The organism is Paenibacillus sp. FSL E2-0178, assembly GCF_038593005.1.
In the GTDB taxonomy this organism is placed as follows: Bacteria; Bacillota; Bacilli; order Paenibacillales; family Paenibacillaceae; genus Paenibacillus_AQ; species Paenibacillus_AQ phytohabitans.
Genome location: NZ_CP151953.1, coordinates 3716234 through 3741143, shown reverse-complemented (window position 1 = coordinate 3741143; position 24910 = coordinate 3716234). Strand labels below are relative to the sequence as shown.

Genomic DNA, 24910 nt, shown 5'->3' with positions numbered 1-24910 from the left:
TAAGTGATATAATCAGACCTGAATATTTGAAAATTACGGAACAGGCGGTCGATAGTTATGCTGGAGGATAAACAGGAGGATAAGCTTGGGCAGCTGCAGAATGTGCTCAGTATGATTCAGAAAACGTATCCCGAGGATGCTGCCCTGGTGCTCGCGGATACGGACAAGGTGCTTGCTTATCTTCCCGGTGAGAAGATTGATCTTAAGGTTCCGGTAGGCGCACCTATTGAGAAGTTCAGAGGTACTGTGTCGTATGCAGCTCTGGAGACGGGCAAAGTGCAGCGCGAGGAACGCGGCCCAGAAGCTTTTGGCATATCCTATCTCTCAACGGCAGTCCCGGTCATGCGTGAGGGTGAAGTCATTGGTGTTATTGCAGCGATGGTATCCAACCACAAGGCGGCAAGGCTTCAGGAGGGGGCACAGGAATTGTCCTCCCTGGTGGAAGAAATGACGGCGACCTCCGAAGAAGTGACCCGTTCCTCCATGGGAATTACCCAAAGACTGGACGAGCTAATGAGCAGCTCGAATTCTATGGTTCAAGATATCGAGAGCAGCTTTGAGATTCTGTCCACCGTCAAACGGATCGCTGACCAGTCACATATGCTTGGGCTTAATGCGGCAATTGAAGCAGCGAGAGCCGGTGAACAGGGACGGGGATTCGGCGTGGTGGCGACTGAAATCCGCAAGCTGGCTAATGACAGCCACGCACTGGTGAAGAACATCCACAGCCAGCTGGCAGGGATGAAGCAGTCTATTCTGCAGATGGACCAGTCTATCCAGCACATCATGTCATTCTCACAGCATCAGGGACAATCGATGCAGGAGTTAAGCCGGGCGTTTGAGCATGTGGCCGGGACTGCGAATGATTTATCCAATATGGACTAAGCCCGGACGTATATTATAAACTGCAGCCGCAACAACCCTCAGATGATGCCTCCGGGCATCTTTTTTATATAAGCAGGTCCAGACATGTCTAATGTTGCTTCCCATGAAGTTATTCATACAGGAATTACGGGTAAAATAAAGACAAGACGCTTCACACAACAGAAACAGCAGAAAGCGGGCAGCAGAAAATGAGCAATCAATCGCCAATCAGCGGAACAACCTTTGATGAGATATTCGCAATTATGGAAGCTTCTTTTCCGGTAAGTGAGATCAGAACCTATAGCGGGCAGCGGGCCTTGCTGGCGAATCCGAATTATCACCTGTATACCGAAAAGGATGCAGAGGACCGGACGCTCGCTTTCATGGCCGTCTGGGAATTTCCTGAATTGCGGTTTGTTGAGCATATTGCCGTTAACCCGGATATCCGGGGCGGGGGAATCGGCAAGAAGCTGATGAACCGCTATATTAACCGATCGGACAAGCCGGTGGTGCTGGAGGTGGAGCCGCCTGAGGGGGAAATGGAACAGCGGAGAATCGGATTCTATGAGCGGCTGGGCTTTTATCTGAATCCGTACCCTTATGTGCAGCCGCCGCTGCGCGCGGGTCAAGCCGACCTCCCATTGCGCATCATGACCTATCCCCGGCCAGCTACCCTGAAGGAATTCCAGCGGTTTAGGGATATCCTCTACACCGAGGTGTACCAGATTACGGTCCCGAACAGCCGTTAACGCCTGGTGCAGATTCGGAATTACTTCTTTACAATCCGGATACAAGTTAGAAACAAGTTAATGGTTTAATGAATCTATAGCAAGGAACACTACAAACAACACACAAGGGAGACGATAATAATGAAGAGCAAAAAAATGATCATAGCAACCATGGTATTCGGAATGGCTATTACGGGTTCAGCAGGTGTATACGCAGGAACGAATATGCAGAAGATCAGTGCGTACCTGAACCACAGCATCGGCTTCAAAGTAAACGGAGCGGCTTACACGCCGGTAGACGGCAATGGCAAAACACTATCACCAATTACTTATAATGATACAACGTACCTTCCGGTCCGGGCACTGGCGGATGCACTGAAGGTGCCGGTAACATTCAATGCTTCTACTAACCAGGTCATTCTGGGCGGCGGAAAGGTAACTACAACACCGGATAACGGTTCAGCTATTGCTTTAGCGGCAGTACAATACAGTGCAGCACAAAAAGAAGAGATTACCAAGGCGTTCGCCGCCTACCAGGGCTTTGAAACAGCTTATGCTCCGGCCCAAATGATCAGCGGGGATGCATTCCAGAAGGTTGTGGGCGGAGATGACGGCGTAAGCTTCCTGTTCAATAAAATGCGGGTGAATGTATCACCGCGTGATTATTCCTACGATTATGACGGAACTACCGTGAAGCTATCCAACGGAACTGAAGCGAAATGGTACACACCTTCAGATACGGCTATGCTGACCTTTGCGCTGGCAGACCGTTTTGTGACTATCAGTTCGCCGGATAAATCGCTCAGCAAAGCACAAATGGAGAAAGTAGCCGTAAGCGTTGCGAAGTTGAATAAATAATCACTACTGCTTCTATAGAGATAGAACACACAGAGAAATCTTCAGAAGCATATTTATAGAATGTTCTTATAGTAAAAAGGGATGTCCGCAGAGCCAGCTGAACTGGTTCTTGCAGACATCCTTTTTTGGTATACAGCTCTTGTTGAATGCTGTAGCCTATTTATTGGAGCTGTGCTGCTTGTTCGCCAGGCGGGCTCCAGGTGTTCCTTTGCCCCGGTTTCTGTTCTTCAGCGCTTTCCGCTGATTCTCCTGGAATTTCTCCACGAATTCATGAGTGTCCATTGAGATCCTCCTACAAGTTTGGATAGCATGTGTGTTCTCTGAACTTACTTTATCCATCTCCGCCCATTCTCATGCACGCACATATTGCGCTTGCTGATTGGATGGAGAAGTGCCTAAGAATGAGTTCAGAAATAATGCTTGCAATCAGAATCCATACATGATATATTCTATTTCTGGCCGCGAAACATCAACGCCGAGCTCGAAAAGAAGTTGAAAAAAAGAGCTTGCATTGAACGGCTGGATGTGATATATTATAAGAGTTGCTGGTGACGCGGTAAGCGGCGCTGACAACGAGCTTGATCTTTGAAAACTGAACAACGAGTGAGTATCGGAAATCACGAAAGTGACTTCCAAAACAGAGAATGAAAATTCTCGTCAGATGTTTCAAAATGAGCAATCGCTCTTTCTAAAACCAATTTGGAGAGTTTGATCCTGGCTCAGGACGAACGCTGGCGGCATGCCTAATACATGCAAGTCGAGCGGAGTAAGAATGGAAGCTTGCTTCCATTCTTACTTAGCGGCGGACGGGTGAGTAACACGTAGGCAACCTGCCCTCAAGACTGGGATAACTACCGGAAACGGTAGCTAATACCGGATAATTTCTTTCCTCTCCTGAAGAGAGAATGAAAGGCGGAGCAATCTGCCGCTTGGGGATGGGCCTGCGGCGCATTAGCTAGTTGGTGGGGTAACGGCCCACCAAGGCGACGATGCGTAGCCGACCTGAGAGGGTGAACGGCCACACTGGGACTGAGACACGGCCCAGACTCCTACGGGAGGCAGCAGTAGGGAATCTTCCGCAATGGGCGAAAGCCTGACGGAGCAATGCCGCGTGAGTGATGAAGGTTTTCGGATCGTAAAGCTCTGTTGCCAGGGAAGAACGTCCGGTAGAGTAACTGCTACCGGAGTGACGGTACCTGAGAAGAAAGCCCCGGCTAACTACGTGCCAGCAGCCGCGGTAATACGTAGGGGGCAAGCGTTGTCCGGAATTATTGGGCGTAAAGCGCGCGCAGGCGGTCATTTAAGTCTGGTGTTTAAACCTTGGGCTCAACCTGGGGTCGCACTGGAAACTGGGTGACTTGAGTACAGAAGAGGAAAGTGGAATTCCACGTGTAGCGGTGAAATGCGTAGATATGTGGAGGAACACCAGTGGCGAAGGCGACTTTCTGGGCTGTAACTGACGCTGAGGCGCGAAAGCGTGGGGAGCAAACAGGATTAGATACCCTGGTAGTCCACGCCGTAAACGATGAGTGCTAGGTGTTAGGGGTTTCGATACCCTTGGTGCCGAAGTTAACACAGTAAGCACTCCGCCTGGGGAGTACGGTCGCAAGACTGAAACTCAAAGGAATTGACGGGGACCCGCACAAGCAGTGGAGTATGTGGTTTAATTCGAAGCAACGCGAAGAACCTTACCAGGTCTTGACATCCCGATGAAAGCATTAGAGATAGTGCCCCTCTTCGGAGCATCGGAGACAGGTGGTGCATGGTTGTCGTCAGCTCGTGTCGTGAGATGTTGGGTTAAGTCCCGCAACGAGCGCAACCCTTGACTTTAGTTGCCAGCAGGTTAAGCTGGGCACTCTAGAGTGACTGCCGGTGACAAACCGGAGGAAGGTGGGGATGACGTCAAATCATCATGCCCCTTATGACCTGGGCTACACACGTACTACAATGGCCGGTACAACGGGAAGCGAAACCGCGAGGTGGAGCCAATCCCAGCAAAGCCGGTCTCAGTTCGGATTGCAGGCTGCAACTCGCCTGCATGAAGTCGGAATTGCTAGTAATCGCGGATCAGCATGCCGCGGTGAATACGTTCCCGGGTCTTGTACACACCGCCCGTCACACCACGAGAGTTTACAACACCCGAAGTCGGTGGGGTAACCCGCAAGGGAGCCAGCCGCCGAAGGTGGGGTAGATGATTGGGGTGAAGTCGTAACAAGGTAGCCGTATCGGAAGGTGCGGCTGGATCACCTCCTTTCTATGGAGAATCGTTTCCTGCAACGGAAACATTCAAATCGGAAGCTAAAGCTTCCACAACGAACCTTAGGGTTCAAACACTCACTCGTTGGTCAGTTTTGAGAGTTTAAGCTCTCAAGTAAGACACTTGATCCTTGAAAACTGGATACCGAAACGAATTTGCGTTTTAGAACATCTTTTAGCTGAAACTTGTGTAAGCAAGTTGAAATAGTTATTAGTGCAGAACGAAGGTTTTCGATTGTGCAGCGACCTTTGGCTTTGAATGTGTTGGTGAATGGAGCAATCCATGAGCAGCATTCAAAACAAGAGGAGCAAGCAAGCGAAACACCGGAGTGACGGTTAAGCTAATAAGAGCACACGGAGGATGCCTAGGCGCCAGGAGCCGACGAAGGACGTGGCGAACAACGAAACTGCCTCGGGGAGCTGTAAGCAAGCTTTGATCCGGGGGTGTCCGAATGGGGAAACCCAGCTGTGGTAATTCGCAGTTACTCATTTCTGAATACATAGGAAATGTAGAGGCAGACCAGGGGAACTGAAACATCTAAGTACCCTGAGGAAGAGAAAACAATAGTGATTCCGTCAGTAGCGGCGAGCGAACGCGGAACAGCCTAAACCAAGGGGCTTGCCCCTTGGGGTTGTGGGACGTCTCACATGGAGTTACAAAGGAATATGGTAGGCGAAGAGGTCTGGAAAGGCCCGCGATAGAGGTAAAAGCCCTGTAGCCTAAACTGTGTTCTCTCCGAGACGGATCCCGAGTAGTGCGGGGCACGTGAAACCCCGTATGAATCCAGCAGGACCATCTGCTAAGGCTAAATACTACCTGGCGACCGATAGTGAAACAGTACCGTGAGGGAAAGGTGAAAAGCACCCCGGAAGGGGAGTGAAATAGAACCTGAAACCGTGTGCTTACAAAAAGTCAGAGCCCGATCTATGGGTGATGGCGTGCCTTTTGTAGAATGAACCGGCGAGTTACGTTTAACATGCAAGGTTAAGGTGAGAAGCCGGAGCCGCAGCGAAAGCGAGTCTGAATAGGGCGACTTAAGTATGTGGACGTAGACCCGAAACCGTGTGATCTACCCCTGTCCAGGGTGAAGGTGCGGTAACACGCACTGGAGGCCCGAACCCACGCATGTTGAAAAATGCGGGGATGAGGTGGGGGTAGCGGAGAAATTCCAATCGAACTCGGAGATAGCTGGTTCTCCCCGAAATAGCTTTAGGGCTAGCCTCGGTGAATGGAGTGGTGGAGGTAGAGCACTGATTGGGTGCGGGGCCCGCAAGGGTTACCAAGCTCAGTCAAACTCCGAATGCCATTAACTTCTTGCCGGGAGTCAGACAGTGAGTGCTAAGATCCATTGTCAAAAGGGAAACAGCCCAGACCATCAGCTAAGGTCCCCAAGTGTGTGTTAAGTGGGAAAGGATGTGGAGTTGCACAGACAACCAGGATGTTGGCTTAGAAGCAGCCACCATTGAAAGAGTGCGTAATAGCTCACTGGTCGAGTGACTCTGCGCCGAAAATGTAACGGGGCTAAACACACCACCGAAGCTATGGCTAGATGCTTTGCATCTGGGGTAGGGGAGCGTTGTATGTAGGTTGAAGGTGTACCGTAAGGAGCGCTGGACAGCATACAAGTGAGAATGCCGGTATGAGTAACGAAAAGATCAGTGAGAATCTGATCCGCCGAAAGCCCAAGGTTTCCTGAGGAAGGCTCGTCCGCTCAGGGTAAGTCGGGACCTAAGGCGAGGCCGAAAGGCGTAGTCGAAGGACAACAGTTTGAAATTACTGTACCACCGTAATCCGCTATGAGCGATGGGGTGACGCAGGAGGGTAGTGACGCGGACTGATGGAAGTGTCCGTCTAAGCAGTGAGGCTGATGTGTAGGCAAATCCGCACATCGATAAGGCTGGGCTGTGATGGGGAGCGAAAATTGTAGTAGCGAAGGTCATGATCTCACACTGCCAAGAAAAGCCTCTAGCCAGGAGAAGGTGCCCGTACCGCAAACCGACACAGGTAGGCGAGAAGAGAATTCTAAGGCGCGCGGAAGAACTCTCGTTAAGGAACTCGGCAAAATGACCTCGTAACTTCGGGAGAAGAGGTGCCTCGGTAGGGTGAATAGCCCGAGGGGGCCGCAGTGAAAAGGCCCAAGCGACTGTTTAGCAAAAACACAGGTCTGTGCGAAGCCGCAAGGCGAAGTATACGGGCTGACGCCTGCCCGGTGCTGGAAGGTTAAGGGGAGTGGTTAGGAGCAATCCGAAGCTGTGAACCGAAGCCCCAGTAAACGGCGGCCGTAACTATAACGGTCCTAAGGTAGCGAAATTCCTTGTCAGGTAAATTCTGACCCGCACGAATGGCGTAACGACTTGGGCGCTGTCTCAACGAGAGATCCGGTGAAATTTTAATACCTGTGAAGATGCAGGTTACCCGCGACAAGACGGAAAGACCCCATGGAGCTTTACTGCAGCTTGATATTGAATTTGGGTACGATCTGTACAGGATAGGTGGGAGCCGTAGAGGCAGGAGCGCAAGCTTCTGCGGAGGCGCCGTTGGGATACCACCCTGATCGTATCTAGGTTCTAACCTAGTACCCTAATCGGGTACGGGGACCGTGTCAGGCGGGCAGTTTGACTGGGGCGGTCGCCTCCTAAAGAGTAACGGAGGCGTTCAAAGGTTCCCTCAGAATGGTTGGAAATCATTCGAAGAGTGCAAAGGCATAAGGGAGCTTGACTGCGAGACCAACAAGTCGAGCAGGGACGAAAGTCGGACTTAGTGATCCGGTGGTACCGCATGGAAGGGCCATCGCTCAACGGATAAAAGCTACCCTGGGGATAACAGGCTTATCTCCCCCAAGAGTCCACATCGACGGGGAGGTTTGGCACCTCGATGTCGGCTCATCGCATCCTGGGGCTGAAGTAGGTCCCAAGGGTTGGGCTGTTCGCCCATTAAAGCGGTACGCGAGCTGGGTTCAGAACGTCGTGAGACAGTTCGGTCCCTATCTGTCGTGGGCGCAGGAAATTTGAGAGGAGCTGTCCTTAGTACGAGAGGACCGGGATGGACGTACCGCTGGTGCATCAGTTGTTCCGCCAGGAGCATGGCTGAGTAGCTACGTACGGACGGGATAAGCGCTGAAAGCATCTAAGCGTGAAGCCCCCCTCAAGATGAGATTTCCCAATTAGTAAGACCCCTTGAAGACGACGAGGTAGATAGGTTGGAGGTGGAAGTGCAGCAATGCATGGAGCTGACCAATACTAATCGGTCGAGGGCTTATCCAAAAGCTACCCCAAAAAGTGAAGATGAGGCTGACGAAGCCAATTCCGAATACTTTCCGGGGGCCCCGTAAGAAGGGCAAACGCAAATTTCGTTTCGGATTCAGTTTTCAGGAATCAAATTCCTGAAGCATTTACGCTGTAAATGCCCGTTTGGTGGCGATAGCGGAGGGGTTCCACGCGTACCCATCCCGAACACGACCGTTAAGCCCTCCAGCGCCGATGGTACTTGGACCGAAGGGTCCTGGGAGAGTAGGACGCCGCCAAGCGGACAATCCACACACACTGTGGTATTTTTTTTGCCCTTATTAGTTGCATAGTGGTATGAGAACGGGCCTTTAGCTCAGCTGGTTAGAGCGCACCTCTGATAAGGGTGAGGTCAGTGGTTCGAGTCCACTAAGGCCCACCATATTCCCTGATAGCTCAGTTGGTAGAGCACTCGACTGTTAATCGAGTTGTCACAGGTTCGAGTCCTGTTCGGGGAGCCATCTGGAGAGGTGTCCGAGTTTGGCCGAAGGAGCACGATTGGAAATCGTGTAGGCGCCACAAGCGTCTCGAGGGTTCGAATCCCTCTCTCTCCGTAGCAATACCTTCCCTGTAAAGGGATGAGAACCCTCAGTGGTTCGTTGGAGCATAGGCTTCGTTAGCACAGCTTCGCAATCTCGTAACGAAGTGAAGAGTATCCCTCTCTCTCCGTAGCATTACCTTACAAGTAATTAAACAGCATGGCTCGTTGGTCAAGGGGTTAAGACACCTCCCTTTCACGGAGGTAACATGGGTTCGAATCCCATACGAGTCATATATGGAGGCTTAGCTCAGCTGGGAGAGCATCTGCCTTACAAGCAGAGGGTCGGGGGTTCGAACCCCTCAGCCTCCACCATCTATCTTTAACAGAATAGATCTTTAACATTGACGCGGGGTGGAGCAGCCCGGTAGCTCGTCGGGCTCATAACCCGAAGGCCGCAGGTTCAAATCCTGCCCCCGCAACCAATTTGGAACCGTGGTGTAGTTGGCCTAACATGCCTGCCTGTCACGCAGGAGATCGCGGGTTCGAATCCCGTCGGTTCCGCCATTTTTTAAAGTGTTAAAGTATGAAGGTATCAGGGATTGAGCATCCTATATCTCGAAGTATAGAGTATCCACCCGATTCCGTAGTGTTTGCTAATTATTAATATTGGGGATTAGCCAAGCGGTAAGGCAACGGACTTTGACTCCGTCATTCATAGGTTCGATTCCTATATCCCCAGCCATTTCATTTATGAATGCTTCTCTTATGAGAGCCATTAGCTCAGTTGGTAGAGCACCTGACTTTTAATCAGGGTGTCGAAGGTTCGAGTCCTTCATGGCTCACCATTTTCTTATAAAGTGTGCGCGTGTGGCGGAATGGCAGACGCACCAGACTTAGGATCTGGCGTTTCACGACGTGGGGGTTCAAGTCCCTTCACGCGCACCATGTTTTTGCGGACGTGGCTCAGCGGTAGAGCATCGCCTTGCCAAGGCGAGGGTCGCGGGTTCGATTCCCGTCGTCCGCTCCATATAGATTTTGCGCCCTTAGCTCAGCTGGATAGAGCGTTTGACTACGAATCAAAAGGCCGGGAGTTCGAATCTCTCAGGGCGCGCCATTTATAACTTCATTGAATCATCAAAGTGTCCTCAGGATTCGAACGAGTTCGTTGGAGCATAAGCTTCGATAGCACAACTTCGCAATCGGATGCGTAGCATCTGTATCTCTCAGGGCGCGCATTATTACTTTGCAGTATAGCTTTTATATTAACGGGATGTAGCTCAGCTTGGTAGAGCACCTGGTTTGGGACCAGGGGGTCGCATGTTCAAATCGTGTCATCCCGATATTTCACCTTTGCGGGTGTAGTTCAATGGTAGAACTTCAGCCTTCCAAGCTGATAGCGTGGGTTCGATTCCCATCACCCGCTTAAATAATAGTTATAGAAACCCTTGTTATTCAAGGGTTTTTTTTGTTTTTTTCTACATGGGGCGGAAGTATTGGCTTATTAAAAATGCACAGTGTATGCTGGTGACCGCTCTATGCGCTGATAATGCTATATTATGCAGACAGCCATGTTTATATAGACCTGTTATATTAGAACTATGGAAGTACAGGCACTATTTACTTGGAAGTTGAGGAGCATTTATTATGACAGACAAAGTAATACGGATTTTCAAGATCATTAACGCCATCCAGTCGAATCCCGGGATTACGGCTGCGGATTTGGCATTCCGGTGCGAGGTGAATATTAGAACGATTTACAGGGACCTGGATGTAATCAGTCATTTTGCACCGGTGATGAACGAGGGGAGAGGAACGGGTTATAAGTTTATGGGGAAATTCTTCTTATACCCGCTGGATTTCTCCGAGCAGGAGGCAATGGCCTTCTCTCTGCTGCCCTCCGTGCTGGCACCCGGCAAAATCCCCCCAGGTTTTCTATCTGCCTTTGACAAAGTCATGGGCACACATCTGAAGGAGAAATCCAAACAGAATGGAATGCTTGAGAATATTTCAGATATTATCCAAATGGGCAAGCCTGCTTACCGCAAGGAGAGCCGGAATTTCCTGCAGCCGCTGATCGGGGCGATTATGGAGCAACGGCGGATTCGTACGGTATATCACTCGCAATTGCGCAACGAGACAACGCAGCGGGAGATTGATCCTTATTATTTGATTCCGCGTGACCAGAGATTCTATCTGATTGGCTATTGCCACCTGAAGAGGGCGATCCGGACGTTTCGTATCAGCCGTTTTCTGCAGGTAGAGGTGACGGATACCCCCTTCGACAAAGGGAATTTCAATATTAAACAGTATCTGAAAAATACCTGGTCGATCGACCGGGGCAATAAGAATACCACCTTCAAAGTGCGGTTTCATCCGGAGGTAGCGCGTTACATCAAAGAAGAGGAATTGTTCGTGCACCCGCGAATGACCGACGAGGAAGACGGAAGTCTGCTGTTTGAAGTCACCGTCAATAACGACAAGGAATTTATTAAGTGGATTCTGCAATATGGCCCTAACGCCGAGATTCTTGAGCCGGTATCCGCGAGACAGGGACTGAAGCAGCAGCTGGAGCAGTGGATGAATGTGTATCATTAGGCTAAATACATAGAAAATGCAAATACGATAATCCCAAGAAACCCCTGACTGATGAAGTCAGGGGTTTCTGTGCGCTGAAGGATGCAAGTGGAGTTACTCCGGTACCACCAGTCCCAGTCCGTCCGCGATACGCCGGCCAAATTCCGGATCGGCTTTGTAGAAATGGCCAATCTGGCGAAGCTTGATCTCATCCGACTCTACTGGAGTCATAGCTCCTACAATATTGCGTACGAGCCGGGCACGCTCCTCTTCACTCAGCAGACGATAGAGATCACCAGGCTGGGTGTAATGATCGTTGTGATCATAAGGGACACTGTCTGCTTGACCGGAGACTGCAAAAGCGGCCGGTTTATCCTGCGGAGACTCGGTTGCCCCGCCGAAGCTGTTAGGCTCGTAATACACGGAGCCTCCGCCGTTATTGGTGTGATTCAGCGCGCCGTCCCGCTGATTATTGTTCACCTCAGCGATGGGGCGGTTAATCGGCAGGTGGTTGTGATTCGCTCCTACCCGGTAGCGGTGGGCGTCGCCGTAGGCGAAGAGGCGGCCCTGGAGCATTTTATCAGGAGAGGCTTCTATCCCTGGCACAAATGATCCCGGAGAGAAGGTAGCCTGCTCTACTTCGGCGAAGTAGTTCTCCGGATTGCGGTCCAGCACCATGCGGCCCACCTCAATCAGCGGGTAATCCTTCTGGGACCATACCTTGGTGACATCAAACGGGTCGAAACGGTAGGTGTCAGCATCCTCTACAGGCATGATCTGCACATGCAGTCTCCAGGCGGGGAATTCCCCTTTGTCGATCGCATTGAACAAGTCCTCAGTATGATAATCCGGGTTATCACCGGCAATCTGCGCAGCCAGATTAACATCGAGATTCTTGACGCCCTGCTCTGTTTTGAAATGGTATTTCACCCATACTGCGGCGCCTTCTGCATTCACCCACTTGAACGTATGGCTGCCGAAGCCGTGCATATGACGGAGGGTGGCCGGTATGCCGCGGTCAGACATCAGAATGGTAACCTGGTGCAGGGATTCAGGGGAGAGCGACCAGAAATCCCACACAGCGTTCGGGTTCTTCAGATGTGTCTGCGGGTGGCGTTTCTGGGTATGGATAAAGTCCGGGAATTTGATCGCATCACGGATGAAAAAGACAGGTGTATTGTTGCCAACGAGGTCGTAGTTGCCTTCTTCGGTGTAGAATTTCACGGCAAAGCCACGCGGATCACGCACGGTATCAGCAGAACCCAGCTCCCCGGCTACGGTAGAGAAGCGGATGAACATTGGTGTGCGCTTACCGACTTCAGATAAGAAGGCAGCTTTTGTATATTGGGAGAGATCCTTGGTGACTTCAAAATAACCATGGGCACCGGCACCTTTGGCATGAACGACACGCTCAGGAACACGTTCCCGGTTAAAATGGGCTAATTTCTCCAGCAGGTGGACATCCTGCAGCAAAGTGGGTCCGCGGGAACCGGCTGTCATAGAATTCTGGTTGTCACCTACCGGGGCACCCCAGCTTGTCGTTAGTTTGTTATTGCGCTCACTCATGAATACAGTCACCTCGTATTAGGATTTGATTTTAGATTAAGTATAAGTTTTATAATAACAAAAAATTAAATAAAATCAATCCTTTTTTATAATCATTATAATTAACAATATGCGGAAGAAGGTAAAATCATGATAGGGTAGACTGCCTCTGGTGCGGAATATATCTGGCATTATTGGATGGCAAGGGCAAAGGCGAGTGAGAGGGAAAGGGAGGTATGAAGCTGAAGAAGTAGGGTGACAACGTCAAAAACCCTCTACGTTAGGCGTAAGAGGGTCTCTATTGCTGCTATCAGTCAGGAAGGCGGCCTGTATCTGATAAGCGGGTGTGCGCGTTAATTATTCGTACAGCTCCAGCTCGCCTACAGAAGTGGAATAAGCTCCGTTGTTGGCGGTAATGACCAGCCTGTAGCTGGTATAGTCACCTGTAGAAGAGAGGTTGAAGTAGTAAGAGGAACCCGGATAATAAAGGCCAGACTGGCTGCTCAGAACGACCCAGCTGCTGCCGTTACTGGAGCCCTGAAGGGTCCAGGTTTTTGGCACATTCGCCTGAGGCTGGGATGAGGTGGTAAGCCTATAGCTGCGGACCTTTTTGGAAGTGCCAAAGCTGTATTGCAGATATCCTGAGCTGCCGCTGGAAGTGGAGTAATAGGTGCTGTAATCATGGTCAAAAGCTTTGTAGGCTTCATGGAATGCCCATTCGCTGCTGGCGGAGGCGGTACCCGCCGGACTTGTGTTGGAGGTCATCACTGGAACAAGATTGCCGGCAGCACTGGCTCCGGTTAAACTGATTGCGGAAGCAATAAGCAGAGTCCCCAAGCCGATGCCTACTTTTTTGAAGCTGCCCATTCGTTGCAATTGCATTTGCCCATCTCCCTTTGTAGTGGTTTTACCTGCTTCACTTGTGCGTGTTTGGCCTAAATAAACTCCCGGGAACTTCTAGCCGCTCATCGCATATCTTATTGTGCAAACGTTTGTAGCACACTATCACTGTAACCTAAGTGAACTGAAAATAATGTCGGAATTGGACAAGCAGCCAAAAAAAATTGGTTGGGGAAACTGGTTTCACTAAAAGTAGGATATTTGCCCGGAATTCCGCTGGAAAGCAGACTAAATGAAGATGATTAACGTTATTAAAGATAAAGAATATGAACTGAAAACTCGTGGAACCTAAAAAATCCCGCCCGCTGAAGCGGGCAGGAGGGAACGAAGAAAGGGCATGTAGAAGGAAGCTGCAGAACTGCGGACGCCAATCAGCCTTTGATGTACATCCGGTTATAGTATTCATCCAGCATGCGTTTGGTGGCGAACTCGGTGCGGGTGGTCTCAATGCTGCGGTGCATCATCTGCACCCACTTGTCCTTGTTCTCATAGAAGGTCGGCAGAACACGGTTCAGGAGTGTATCATACAGGGCATCGCTGTCGTGCTGATCAAGCACCGCGAAGTCCGCAGTCTCAAAGCCGTCCCCGATCTGCCAGCCGTTCTCGCCGTCTATACAGGCTTCCGGCCACCAGCCGTCAAGGATGGAGCAGTTGAGGACGCCGTTCATGGCGGCCTTCATACCGGAGGTTCCGCTGGCTTCCAGCGGTCTGCGCGGATTGTTCAGCCAGATATCGGAGCCGCGGGTGAGCTGGGCACCGATGGTCATATCGTAGTTTTCCAGGAAAACTACGCTTTTTGGGTATTTTTTCATCATGGCTACGAGGTTGCTGACGATTCTCTTGCCGTTATCATCCAGCGGATGCGCTTTGCCGGAGAAGACAATCTGAATTCTGCCGCTCTCCAGGTAAGGCTCAATCACCTCGGGCTGGGAGAAGATCAGGTCGCTGCGTTTATAGGGAGCGGCGCGGCGGGAGAAGCCGATCAGCAGGTTGTCGGCATTCAGGGCAATCCCGGAGCGTTCCTCGATGAAGCCGATCAGCTCCTGCTTGATCTCCTTGTGTGTGGCCCACAGGTCGCCGCCTTCTTCAAAAGCACGCGTCATCCGTTCATCCACCCAGGTAGGCGTATGAATTGCATTAGTAATGCCGATGATCTCGGACCGGCCGGCGACCTCTTTCCACATTTTATTGGCGGTATCGGCATGGAGCTGGGCAACGGCGTTCGAGATACGGGACAGGCGCAGGCCGGCCACAGTCATGTTGAACGGCTCTCCGCCGATCCGCTCCATCTGAGCGCGGGTTAAGCCGTTGAACGCACCCATGTATTCCAGACGGTCGAGCGGATGGGTCTCATTACCTTCCTTGATCGGTGTATGTGTAGTGAACACAACCTCTTCCCGTGTAGCTTTCCAGGCTTCCTCAAAAGTACTGCCGCCGGACATCTTCTCACGGATCAGCTCAATTGCTGCAAGCGCGGCATGCCCCTCGTTGAAGTGGTAGACATCAATCGGAATTCCCAGGGCACGCATGGCCTTGACGCCGCCGATCCCCAGGACAATCTCCTGGGCAATGCGTTCTTCCCCGAACCAGCCATACAGCTGGCCTGTAATCCAGGCATCACTGTTCTCGGGAATATCGGTGTCCAGCAGATAAAGCGGGCTGTTGCCGAAATGCTCTGTTTTCCACACTTTGCAGACGACATCGGTTTTTCTGACTTTTACCGTAACCTTGACGCCTGTATCTTCAAGGAACTCATACACATAATTATGGTAGGAGTCGTACGGATTGCCGTTTGCATCAATTTTCTGGTCCGTGTAGCCTTGTTTCCATTTGAGTCCGATGGGGATGACGGGAGCGCCTATATCCTTGGCACCTTTGATGTAATCTCCGGCCAGAATGCCCAGGCCTCCGGCGTACATTTTGAAGTCTGAATGGAGCCCGTACTCCATGCTGAAATAAGCTACTGACGGCAGTTGGTTCTCGTTCACTTGATAAGCCTCCTAAATATGATTTAGATTATTATTGGCAAAACTGCAGGCTTTATCTAAGATGCAAACGTTTGCTCAAAAGAATGTGTTAGGTTCTGGAAGCGATTGCACACCTATTCTAGCATATTTGTCTTTAAAAAGCACAGCGAAGTTTTGATGAAAAAAAGCTGCCAAAGCTTCTATTCATAAAAATTTGATTAACCCGGCTCAAGGCCATAAGATAAGAGGATAACAACCAGTAACGCCGGTGCCGTCCCTTCCATGGAGAAGGTAGCCTTAATGGCGAAGAAACAATGGAAATAAACCAAGTGGTGGTGTTCATGTTGAGTATAGTCGTGATTGGAAGTCTGAATATGGATATGGTAGTACGCACGAAACGGGCTCCGGAAGCGGGCGAGACGCTGTTTGGTCAGGAATTTGCATTGTCCCCGGGCGGAAAAGGTGCCAATCAGGCCGTTGCTGCAGCCAGACTTGGCGCGGAGGTAACCATGATCGGCAGAGTGGGCCGGGACTCTTTTGGCAGCGGACTGCTGGAGGTTATGTCACAGGAGCAGGTTCATACCAGATATATCACGCAGAGTGAGTCACAGGCTACAGGAGTCGCCTCCATTGTGGTGGACGGAGAAGGCGAGAACCGGATTATTGTGGTCCCCGGTGCGAATGTTGAGATGAAGCCGGCCGATATTGAAGCACTTGAACCGGTTATCCGCCAAGCCGGAATTGTCGTCATGCAGCTGGAGACGGATCTGACTATGGTAGAGGCTGCGGCTGCCGTTGCTTCCCGCCATGGAATTCCGGTGATCCTCAACCCGGCACCGGCTCAGCCGCTCGGAGATGAATTGCTTCATCATGTGACTTACCTGACTCCGAATGAAACAGAGGCGGGCATTCTGGCCGGTATTTCGGTAGAGAGTGTGGATGATGCGGAGCGTGCGGCACGGATTTTGCTGCAAAAAGGGGTTCAGCACATTATTGTCACACTGGGCTCCAAAGGGGCGCTGATTGTGAATGCCGCCGGCAGCCTGCATGTTCCCGGGTTCCCGGTACAAGCTGTAGATACAGTGGCAGCGGGCGACTCCTTCAACGGGGCGCTGGCCTGGCAGCTTACCCGCGGGAAAACGCTGGATGAAGCGGTCAGATTCGCGAATGCGGTCGGTGCACTGGCGGTTGGCAAAGCGGGAGCGATTCCTTCGCTGCCAAGATTACAAGAGGTGAAGCAGTTCCTGCAGGAAGCTGCTGATGCCGAGCCGGGCGCACAGTAGATTTAGCGTAAGGATCGTGTAAACGGTCCTTTGAGATTCGTAAGTTCACTCTGTGTAAGGATTTTGGTTAATATAATGCGGGGATTGTTGTATTCTATGCAGGACTGTCTAACCAGATACAGAATGCTGCGGACAAGCGAGCCGGGCGGTTAATTCACAGGCTTAGCCTGATACATAAGGAGCTGAAACGATGAGCGGTACAGTAACCGTTAAGAATGTAACCCTTGGGGAGGGGATGCCCAAAATCTGTGTTCCGCTGGTCGGAACAACGTTATCCGAGCTTCGGGAAGAGGCGGAGGCCCTTAAGGCTCTGGCTCCGGATGTGGTGGAGTGGCGGAGCGATTTCTTCAGCCAAGTGGAGGATATCGCAGCAGTAACGGAGGTCCTGGAGGAAATCCAGCAGCTTCTGCCGGAGATTCCGCTGATCTTCACGTTCCGCAGCGCCAAAGAGGGCGGGGAGAAGGAAATCTCCACAGAGTATTACTTCCGGCTCAACAAAGCCGCTGTAGAGAGCGGATACGTTGATATTGTGGATGTGGAATTGTTTAACGAGGAACAGGAGGTCTGCGGGCTGATTGTCACAGCGCATGACAATGCGGTATTCGTGATTATATCGAATCATGATTTCCATGGCACGCCGTCACAGGATGAAATCGTCTCCCGGCTGCGCAGAGCACAGGAGCTAGGCGGAGATCTGCCGAAGATTGCTGTGATGCCGCAGAGTGCGGGGGATGTGCTGACCCTGCTGGCGGCAACAAACGTGATGCAGGAGCGGTATGCGGACCGTCCGATCATTACAATGTCGATGGCCGGAGAGGGTGTAATCAGCCGGCTTGCCGGTGAAATCTTCGGCTCAGCGCTGACCTTCGGGGCAGCGCATAAGCCTTCGGCTCCGGGACAGGTAGCGGTTGCCGAGCTGCGCAGTGTGCTGGAGCTGCTGCACCGCAGCTTATAATAGCTGCTGCTATTGCGTGTGCATACGGAGTAGAAGAGAATGGGGTGTTTCCGAGCCGCTTAAACGGCCTGGAGCACTCTTTTTTGTATAATCCGCAGAGAGTGGGCAATAGGCGGGAACGAGAGGGATATTGGATTTGGCGGTATCCGGGCAAAATGAGGAAATGAGAGGGATAATTTCCTCTGATTGAGCGAAAGGCGGACAGAATGAGGAAATGAAAGGGATAAATCCCTTTGGTTGAGCGAGGCGGGCATGTGGAGGAAGAGGGCAGGAGTCCTTAGTTAAGGGGATGTATAGTTCATACTATTAAGAATAAACTGGAGAATTACGAGGAGCGAGGGGACATTGGCCAGACGCAGAGTTTGAATCTGCGCCTGCCTATGCCCTACAATGGAGGCAGCCGGATTAAGAATAAGCATGTATACACGTGCATGCAGGCAGAAAGGCGGAACGCCAATGACAGAATCTATCCTGGTTGTTGAGGATGAGGTGAGAATAGCCCGTCTGCTGCAGATTGAGCTGGAGTGTGAGGGATACCGTGTATCCATTGCCGGCAGCGGCCATCAGGGACTTGAGCTGTATCAGGAGCAGCAGCCGGATCTGCTGCTGCTGGATGTAATGCTGCCCGGATTCAGCGGAATAGAGCTGCTGCGGCGTATCCGGGCGAATGATGCCGATACTCCTGTGCTGCTGCTTACGGCTAAAAGCTCGGTGGAGGACAAGGTATCGGGGCTGGATTTAGGGGCAAATGACTATATTACCAAGCCTTTTCAAATAGAGGAGCTGCTGGCGCGTGTCCGCGCTGCGCTGCGGCTGGCATCAGGACGTAAGACAGCGGAAACAGACTCCTGGCTGAGAGCGGATGATCTTGAGCTGAACGAAGCTACACGTGAGGTAATGCGGGCGGGCAGAAGGATTGAGCTGACTCCGCGGGAGTTCGATCTGCTGGTGTTCCTGCTGAAGAATAAACGCCAGGTGCTGAACAGGGATCAGATAATGACAGCCGTCTGGGGATACGATTATTACGGGGATACGAATGTCGTGGATGTCTATATCCGGTATGTCCGCAAAAAGCTTACGCAGGATAATCAGGAAGAACTGATCCATACGGTGCGGGGCATCGGTTATGTGCTGAAGGACTCCCTATGAAGCTGCGGAGCAAAATCTATCTGTACTCCAGTGTGCTGTTTGCCGTATTGCTTGTCATCATGAACCTGTTCATTTACCTGATGTTCAGCCGGTTGTCGACAGATAGCCAGCTGGAGCAGGCTGCTGCCGAGACAGCCAGGGTCGCTGCTGATATGAGAAGGGCGGGAAGCGGGGTAACAGCACCGGAGCTGCTCCGGGCCTATGTGCCGATTGAAGGGATGCTCCGGCTGCTCGCGCCGGACGGGAGCGGTCCTTCGCCTGTCACTTCAGCCTCCGAACAGGAGATCAGCCGGCTGAAGCCGGTCTATCATTCTGAGAAGCACACTGGAATTCTACAGGCGGGCGGGCGCTCCTATGCTTTCGTGAGTGCTCCGGTCATCTGGACGGACGGGAACGTCATGAATGTCCAGATGACCAAAAGTCTGGAGAGCACCATGAGTACACTGCGGGTGCTGCGGATTGTGCTTGCCGGGGCCACGCTTGTTGCGCTGCTGCCGCTGCTGCTCTCCAGCCGGTTGCTGTCGGGGCTGATTATGCGCCCCATCGTGCAAATGACAGTTACCATGCGGGAGATCAAAAACAGCGGGAAATTCCGCAGGCTTGCGCTGAAGGAGACCTCCGGGGATGAGCTGGTGGAGATGGGGCGTACGTTCAACGAGATGATTGCCCTCCTGGAGAGCAATCATGTGAAGCAGGAGAAATTCGTCTCCGATGCTTCACATGAACTGCGCACACCGCTGACGGTAATTGAGAGCTATGCCAGTCTGCTGAAGCGGAGAGGGCTGGATCATCCCGAATTGTTCAATGAATCGGTTGAAGCCATTCATTCTGAAGCTGTACGGATGAAGGAGCTGACTGAGCAGCTGCTGCTGCTGGCGAAACATCATGAGCATTGGGATCTTGAGATGAAGATGATCGATTTGGAAGAGCTGGCCCGCGCTTCGGCCAGGGTATTTCATAATGCATATGGGAGAGAAGTGACCGTCCAGTCCAAGGGTCCGGTTGAAGGCTACAGTGATGAAGCGAAGCTGAGGCAGCTGCTGTTCATCTTCCTGGACAATGCCCGCAAATACAGTGATGAGGCGATAACTGTCAGCCTTGAAGCTTCCGGGCAGGAGCGGGTTATAGTCATTACGGACCGGGGGATCGGGATTCCCCCGGAGGAGCTGCCTAAAATATTCGACCGTTTCTACAGAGTGGATGAGGCAAGGAGCCGTGAGGGCGGAGGTGCAGGCCTGGGGCTGTCGCTTGCGGCAGAGATTGCAGGAGCGATTGGTGCCAAGCTGTCCATGAATAGTGCAATAGGTCTGGGAACCTCGGTGATGATCCGGATTGCCGCTGAGAGCAGGGGAGGACAATGAACAAGCAGCGTGAGAATACGAAACGAGTGAATAATAAACGATCGACCAAGAGCCTTCTGTACAAGGCGGTCATTATTTTGGCTGTGCTCATCGTGCTGGTACTTGCTGCAATGTGGATATCCGGTAATGAATCCGAACAGCTGCTGTCCAGGGAACAGGCGGAACAGGCCGTGCTGAAGGAATATGCCGGAACGGTAGAGAGTCTGAGGCTGCAGTCCGGGAAATACGTGGCAGAGCTGGAGACTGCGCAGGGATTATATGAGCTGAAGCTGGATGGAGCCACGGGTGAGATCCTCTCCATAGTGTTGCTGAAGCGCGCAGCAGAGCCAGCTGTTCAGCCTACACCCGCAGCCTCTCAAGCCCCTGCGGGCGGAGCAACCGCTGCACCGTCACCAGCTCCGTCCCCGTCAGCGCAGCGTGTGGTCTCAGAAGATGAAGCGGTCCGGCTGGCATTGCAGGAAGTGGCGGGGGAACCGGATGATGTGGACACCGGAATCAATGACTCAGGCGCATTTTATCTGGTGGAGATTAAAACTTCAGACGGACGAGAGGCCGTAGTTCAGGTGAACGCCATCTCTGGCAGCATTATGTCAGTAACGTGGGAAGAACCGGATGGAGATAACTCCTGAGCCTTTTTCTAAGACCAGAATTTATATGTTTTGGGGCCTTCGCAAAGTACCTGAGTAAACATCGAAGCTATAGCTCCACTTTGTGAGGTTGATTTTCTCATCAAATTCTAATGTTCCTCCCGCTGTCCTCTCATGTTGGACCGTTATAGTTACTACATGAGCAGCACAGATTGAACTTAGGAGGCGGCAAAGATGAAGAAAAAAGTATGGAGCAGTATAGCGGCAGCAGCATTGATTCTGGGAGGTGCCTACGGCATCGGCGAGGTTAAGGGCGGTACTGCGGCAGCAGCCGCATCGGTGCAGAGTCAGAGCAAAACGCTGATCGGTGTAAGCAAAGCCGAAGAGATTGCTTTGAAGGCGGCACCGGGACAGGTAGAGAGCATTGATCTGGATAAGAAACTCAGCGGTACGTATTACGATGTCGAGATCCGGCAGGCCAAGCAGGAGATGGATGTCCGGGTAGATGCGTACACGGGTAAAGTGATAAGCGTGCGCAAAGAAACAGACGATGACGACGATGATAACTATGAAGTTGCTGCTACAGCACCAAGCGGAACGCTGATTACAGCGGCCAAAGCAGCCGAGGTGGCAGCAGCTTCAGTAAAGGGAAACGTAGCTGAAATTGACCTTGACCGGGACAATGGCGGAGCCGTGTATGAGGTGGAGATCAGAAACGGACGGGTCTCGACGGAAGTGGGAGTCGATGCGTATACAGCCAAGATTGTGTACACCGATGTAGACTCCGACGACGATGATGATTGAGCCATACAGCAGTATAAAAAAGAGGCAGCCGTGCAATCCGGCTGTCTCTCTTTTTTATAAGGGGACCCTCACACTACTGCTTCGCGCCCGTATACACATGTACAGCATCCCGCAGGAACCCGGCCAGTCCGGGACGGCGTTTGTCGTAATAGGCGGTGAAGCGTTCATCATCGACATACATCTGCGCTACCCCAGCGTGAGCTTCCTTGGTGTAGGTATCCCAGTAGAAGCTAAGCCACTGCCGGTGCAGATCAGCTGCCTTCTGCGCAAGCTCACCTGCCGAATCTCCGTCCTCCATCGCCTGCTCCAGCGAAGCGAACATGTCCGCTTCAAGCTGCTGGATGGCAGCATACTGCTCCTCGGTCATGTTCTTCAGCTTGCGGTTCGACTTCTCTACGGCATCTTCGCCGTACTTCTCCCGGATTTCCTGCCCGTACTTCTGCTCGTTATCGTCAATCAGCTTCTGCTTAAAGCCTGCGAATTTCTCATCATTGCTCATTGTAATTCTCCCTTCGGTGTGTGCAAGTGTCTGCTCGACGTTCGCGATCAGCCGGTCCAGCTGCTGTCTCCGCTGAAGCAGCTTGTCATGGTGCTCACGCAATGCGCGGGCTCCATCGAAGGAAGGTGATGTGACAATGTCCCTGATCCCTTCGAGGCTTAAGCCCAGCTCCCGGTAAAAGAGAATCTGCTGCAGCCGGTCTACCTCGGCCTGGCCGTAGATGCGGTATCCCGAGGAATTGATTCTGGCCGGCTTCAGAATCCCGAATTCATCGTAATACCGCAGTGTCCGCGTACTGATCCCCGCGAGCGCTCCCAGCTTCTGAACAGTGTACTCCATTGTCATTTCAGCCTCCAACTCTGTCTTGGCGTATACAGCTGGACGTGCTCTATCGTCCCCGCCGTGTAAGCTGCTGCTTACAAGAATTACTCTACACCTTCACGTAACGGCAATGTCAAATCCTGATTTTAGGATAACCCGAGGGCTGTACGGATAACCAGATAACCGGATAATATCTCAAACAGCAAACAGCAAACAGCAAACAGCAAACAGCAAACAGCGGCAGTCTCCGTAGCTGCTGCTAGGAAACTGCCGCTGCCAAGCGGAGCATGAGGGATGTCTATTTCTTGCCGACCTGGGCGGCGAAATACGCCTGCAGTTCCGCGAGCTTCCGGGGGTCGGCCAGAGCATCCTCAGCAGGGAAGTAATGCTCGGCTACAAGCTCCCACGTGGGAACGATCTTCTGGGAAGTCATGGCTTTGATGGCGATCTTGACGGTCTTGCGTTCTCTGGCGTTGGAGAAGGTGTCGATATAGTGCTGGGACCGCCCGAAATCCAGCTCGTTGAAGACCGCACGGAAAATATCAGCCGTCATCTTGGCATCATCCAGCGCGCGGTGTGCAGAGCCGGAAGGCTCAAGGCCGAACAGGGCCATAGCGCCTTCAACGCTGATGTCATTGCTTAGGCCGCGGGCGCGGAGTACGCCTTTGAGCAGATCGAAGTAGGTTGCTTCCATCCAGTAGGCGTCATCGATTTTGTGCATCCGCACGTCCTGGATGATCCGTTTCATATCCTCGCCGCCCCAGGTCAGCAGCAGCACGCCGTCCGTGCTCTGGTCAAGCCAGGCTCTGAAGGCGGCTATCACCTTCGGGAACCGGTCGGCGACATCGATATCCTCTTGGGGGATGCCGGTTTTTTTCTTGATGAAGGAATTGAGGGTGGAGAAGTATATGGGTTTGATTAAGGCAGAGAACTCGCCTTTATATTGCAATGAAGCGTCTAGACGGACAGCTCCGATCTCAATGACCTCCATAGGGTGCTCACTGGCAAATTTGCGGCCGTTGAATTCGATGTCCAGAATAATATAATCCACAGGTAATGCCTCCGTTTCAGTGACTGGCGCCGGATTGCCCGTAATTGCGCCGACATTTCTATTTTAACAAAAAAAGTGCTTGTGTGGGGAATTCGGCGGTGAAATGGCAGATTGATGCAGGAACGGCGGCAATCCGGTGTCGAATAGCTCAGTACAGGTAATGCCGGAGAACAAAGGAGCGGATGTACATGAACAGACAAATCTATTGGATCGGCGGTTCGGCCTGTGCCGGAAAAAGCACGCTCGCGGGGCGCTTCGCGGAGAAATATAATATGGCGCTCTACGCATGCGATGAGCATTATGAGGATCACCTGCAGAGAATTACAGGGAAGGCGCAGTCCGCAATGTACCGGGTATCGCAGATGACGATGAATGAAGTGTTCTTCACCAGGGATGTGTCGGAACAGCTGGATGTCTATACCGGGTGTCTGCGGGAGGACTTCAATTATGTGCTGAGCGATCTTGAGGGTTCGGGCGCTGGCCCCATTGTTGTGGAGGGGAATCAGCTGCTGCCGGCGCTGGTGGCGCCTCTTCTGAAGCCGATGGATAAGGCAATCTGGGTAATTCCGGCGGAACCGTTCCAGCGGGAACAATACAGCAAGCGGGAATGGATTCAGGGAATCCTGCAGGCAACAGAGAATCCGGAGGTTTCGTTCAACAATTGGATGAAGAGAGACGCGCTGTTCGCTGCGAGGATCAGGAGTGAGGCAGGGGAACGGAAGCTGAAGGTGCTGGAGGCAGATGGCAGCCGGACGCTGGAGCAGAATTTCGCTGAACTGGAGCGCTGGTTCGGATTGCAGGGGGATGGCGGGGCGGAATCGGCGGATGCGGCTGAGTAGGCAAATTAACGGGTTAGATGGTACCCGGGGTGAAGTCCATTCCGAATTTCATCGTGTGAAATCTAGCCGAAGCGCGGCAGAGGGGCCGGAATTGGGTATTAATCTAAGATGGCCTGTTTTCCGGTAAGGCTTGTCTGTAGAAACAGGAGGGATAGATGTGCGGCTGTATGTTACTGTCAAAAGCCTGGGCAAACGCAAACCGGTGCTTGCCCGGCAGGAATTAGTACTGCAAGGGACTCCTGCTACACTGCAGGAGCTGATTACTGAGATCGTAGTCCTGCAGGTACAGGGACTTGCGGACAAGCAGGGGCGGGGAGAGATCATTCCTTATCTTACAGGCAATGAAATCGAAGAACAGGGAGAGAACGGCAAGGTTGGCTTCACGACCATTTATAACGGTGAACCGCCGGATACCGGTGAAGCGGTTGCTGCTGCACTGCTTGCTTTTGAGGACGGATTATATAAGGTGTTCCTGCAGGAGCGGGAATGTGCCCTATTAGAGGAGCCGCTGCAGATCCAGGACGGGGATGAGCTGGTATTCATCCGGTTCACTATGCTGGCCGGAAGACTATGGTAGGAAGACTAGGTAGAAGGGGGAACAGG

Annotated in this window: 18 protein-coding genes, 14 tRNA genes and 3 rRNA genes; 29 read left to right on the top strand and 6 right to left on the bottom strand. The window is 52.1% G+C overall.

Features of this window, described 5'->3' with window-relative positions; genetic code table 11:
- Positions 1-57 precede the first annotated feature (57 nt).
- The 3 genes from MHI42_RS16325 (at position 58) to MHI42_RS16315 (ending at position 2450) form a co-directional block, all read left to right on the top strand.
- Positions 58-885: a methyl-accepting chemotaxis protein gene (locus MHI42_RS16325; protein WP_076248004.1), complete on the top strand. Its 828-nt coding sequence runs from the start codon at positions 58-60 to the stop codon at positions 883-885.
- A gap of 188 nt (positions 886-1073) precedes the next feature.
- Positions 1074-1613, top strand: a complete 540-nt coding sequence (locus MHI42_RS16320; protein ID WP_342424461.1) for a GNAT family N-acetyltransferase — start codon at positions 1074-1076, stop codon at positions 1611-1613.
- Between the two features lie 120 nt (positions 1614-1733).
- Positions 1734-2450 carry a hypothetical protein gene (locus tag MHI42_RS16315; protein WP_342424460.1) on the top strand — a complete coding sequence of 239 codons (717 nt, stop codon included), beginning with the start codon at positions 1734-1736 and terminating at the stop codon, positions 2448-2450.
- Between the two features lie 156 nt (positions 2451-2606).
- Here the strand turns inward: MHI42_RS16315 and MHI42_RS16310 are convergent, their stop codons facing one another.
- Positions 2607-2732 (bottom strand): DUF4023 family protein, encoded by a 126-nt coding sequence (locus MHI42_RS16310; RefSeq protein ID WP_076161612.1) that lies wholly within the window; start codon positions 2730-2732, stop codon positions 2607-2609.
- 414 nt (positions 2733-3146) lie between these two features.
- Here MHI42_RS16310 and MHI42_RS16305 point away from each other — a divergent pair.
- The 18 genes from MHI42_RS16305 (at position 3147) to MHI42_RS16220 (ending at position 11067) form a co-directional block, all read left to right on the top strand.
- Positions 3147-4704 (top strand): 16S ribosomal RNA (locus MHI42_RS16305).
- Positions 4705-5040: 336 nt separating this feature from the next.
- Positions 5041-7970 (top strand): 23S ribosomal RNA (locus tag MHI42_RS16300).
- A 146-nt stretch (positions 7971-8116) separates the two neighbouring features.
- Positions 8117-8233: ribosomal RNA gene (rrf, locus tag MHI42_RS16295) — 5S ribosomal RNA — on the top strand.
- Together the 16S, 23S and 5S rRNA genes with 14 tRNA genes alongside form the textbook arrangement of a ribosomal RNA operon.
- A 63-nt stretch (positions 8234-8296) precedes the next feature.
- Positions 8297-8373, top strand: a tRNA-Ile gene (locus tag MHI42_RS16290).
- 3 nt (positions 8374-8376) lie between these two features.
- Positions 8377-8452, top strand: a tRNA-Asn gene (locus tag MHI42_RS16285).
- 3 nt (positions 8453-8455) lie between these two features.
- Positions 8456-8545: transfer RNA gene (locus tag MHI42_RS16280), tRNA-Ser, on the top strand.
- A 146-nt stretch (positions 8546-8691) separates the two neighbouring features.
- A tRNA-Glu gene (locus MHI42_RS16275) sits at positions 8692-8763 on the top strand.
- Between the two features lie 5 nt (positions 8764-8768).
- Positions 8769-8844: transfer RNA gene (locus MHI42_RS16270), tRNA-Val, on the top strand.
- 33 nt (positions 8845-8877) lie between these two features.
- Positions 8878-8954, top strand: a tRNA-Met gene (locus tag MHI42_RS16265).
- Positions 8955-8958: 4 nt separating this feature from the next.
- Positions 8959-9036: transfer RNA gene (locus MHI42_RS16260), tRNA-Asp, on the top strand.
- 103 nt (positions 9037-9139) lie between these two features.
- Positions 9140-9214 (top strand) — tRNA-Gln (locus MHI42_RS16255).
- A 27-nt stretch (positions 9215-9241) separates the two neighbouring features.
- Positions 9242-9317 (top strand) — tRNA-Lys (locus MHI42_RS16250).
- 16 nt (positions 9318-9333) lie between these two features.
- Positions 9334-9417, top strand: a tRNA-Leu gene (locus tag MHI42_RS16245).
- 7 nt (positions 9418-9424) lie between these two features.
- Positions 9425-9499 (top strand) — tRNA-Gly (locus tag MHI42_RS16240).
- 10 nt (positions 9500-9509) lie between these two features.
- A tRNA-Arg gene (locus MHI42_RS16235) sits at positions 9510-9586 on the top strand.
- Positions 9587-9738: 152 nt separating this feature from the next.
- Positions 9739-9812 (top strand) — tRNA-Pro (locus MHI42_RS16230).
- A gap of 12 nt (positions 9813-9824) precedes the next feature.
- A tRNA-Gly gene (locus MHI42_RS16225) sits at positions 9825-9895 on the top strand.
- Positions 9896-10116: 221 nt separating this feature from the next.
- On the top strand, positions 10117-11067 hold the full coding sequence (locus MHI42_RS16220) for a WYL domain-containing protein (RefSeq protein WP_342424459.1): 951 nt from the start codon (positions 10117-10119) through the stop codon (positions 11065-11067).
- A 93-nt stretch (positions 11068-11160) separates the two neighbouring features.
- Here MHI42_RS16220 and katA read toward each other — a convergent pair whose 3' ends face one another.
- The 3 genes from katA to glgP form a co-directional block, all read right to left on the bottom strand.
- Complete coding sequence (gene katA / locus MHI42_RS16215) at positions 11161-12612, bottom strand: catalase KatA (protein ID WP_342424458.1); 1452 nt, start codon at positions 12610-12612, stop codon at positions 11161-11163.
- Positions 12613-12948: 336 nt separating this feature from the next.
- On the bottom strand, positions 12949-13473 hold the full coding sequence (locus MHI42_RS16210) for a discoidin domain-containing protein (protein ID WP_342424457.1): 525 nt from the start codon (positions 13471-13473) through the stop codon (positions 12949-12951).
- 389 nt (positions 13474-13862) lie between these two features.
- Positions 13863-15479: an alpha-glucan family phosphorylase gene (gene glgP, locus MHI42_RS16205; RefSeq protein ID WP_342424456.1), complete on the bottom strand. Its 1617-nt coding sequence runs from the start codon at positions 15477-15479 to the stop codon at positions 13863-13865.
- Between the two features lie 320 nt (positions 15480-15799).
- Between glgP and rbsK the strand changes: the two genes are divergently transcribed.
- The 6 genes from rbsK (at position 15800) to MHI42_RS16175 (ending at position 21597) form a co-directional block, all read left to right on the top strand.
- Positions 15800-16741, top strand: a complete 942-nt coding sequence (gene rbsK / locus MHI42_RS16200) for a ribokinase (RefSeq protein WP_342424455.1) — start codon at positions 15800-15802, stop codon at positions 16739-16741.
- A 190-nt stretch (positions 16742-16931) separates the two neighbouring features.
- Positions 16932-17696: a type I 3-dehydroquinate dehydratase gene (aroD, locus tag MHI42_RS16195; RefSeq protein WP_342424454.1), complete on the top strand. Its 765-nt coding sequence runs from the start codon at positions 16932-16934 to the stop codon at positions 17694-17696.
- Between the two features lie 456 nt (positions 17697-18152).
- Positions 18153-18845: a response regulator transcription factor gene (locus MHI42_RS16190; RefSeq protein ID WP_342424453.1), complete on the top strand. Its 693-nt coding sequence runs from the start codon at positions 18153-18155 to the stop codon at positions 18843-18845.
- The gene (locus MHI42_RS16185; protein WP_342424452.1) at positions 18842-20206 is read left to right on the top strand and encodes a HAMP domain-containing sensor histidine kinase; all 1365 of its coding nucleotides are present in this window, start codon (positions 18842-18844) and stop codon (positions 20204-20206) included. The genes MHI42_RS16190 and MHI42_RS16185 overlap by 4 nt, the downstream gene beginning before the upstream one ends.
- Entirely contained in the window at positions 20203-20835 is a 633-nt protein-coding gene (locus MHI42_RS16180; protein ID WP_342424451.1) for a PepSY domain-containing protein, read from the top strand. The genes MHI42_RS16185 and MHI42_RS16180 overlap by 4 nt, the downstream gene beginning before the upstream one ends.
- Before the next feature lie 192 nt (positions 20836-21027).
- Positions 21028-21597, top strand: a complete 570-nt coding sequence (locus tag MHI42_RS16175) for a PepSY domain-containing protein (RefSeq protein WP_342424450.1) — start codon at positions 21028-21030, stop codon at positions 21595-21597.
- A 73-nt stretch (positions 21598-21670) separates the two neighbouring features.
- Here MHI42_RS16175 and MHI42_RS16170 read toward each other — a convergent pair whose 3' ends face one another.
- Both MHI42_RS16170 and MHI42_RS16165 read right to left on the bottom strand, forming a co-directional pair.
- Positions 21671-22435 (bottom strand): MerR family transcriptional regulator, encoded by a 765-nt coding sequence (locus tag MHI42_RS16170; RefSeq protein ID WP_340990759.1) that lies wholly within the window; start codon positions 22433-22435, stop codon positions 21671-21673.
- 280 nt (positions 22436-22715) lie between these two features.
- The gene (locus MHI42_RS16165) at positions 22716-23468 is read right to left on the bottom strand and encodes a 3'-5' exonuclease (RefSeq protein WP_039310164.1); all 753 of its coding nucleotides are present in this window, start codon (positions 23466-23468) and stop codon (positions 22716-22718) included.
- Between the two features lie 188 nt (positions 23469-23656).
- Between MHI42_RS16165 and MHI42_RS16160 the strand changes: the two genes are divergently transcribed.
- On the top strand, positions 23657-24307 hold the full coding sequence (locus tag MHI42_RS16160; RefSeq protein ID WP_342424449.1) for a hypothetical protein: 651 nt from the start codon (positions 23657-23659) through the stop codon (positions 24305-24307).
- A 157-nt stretch (positions 24308-24464) separates the two neighbouring features.
- Positions 24465-24884 (top strand): hypothetical protein, encoded by a 420-nt coding sequence (locus MHI42_RS16155; protein ID WP_342424448.1) that lies wholly within the window; start codon positions 24465-24467, stop codon positions 24882-24884.
- Positions 24885-24910 lie beyond the last annotated feature (26 nt).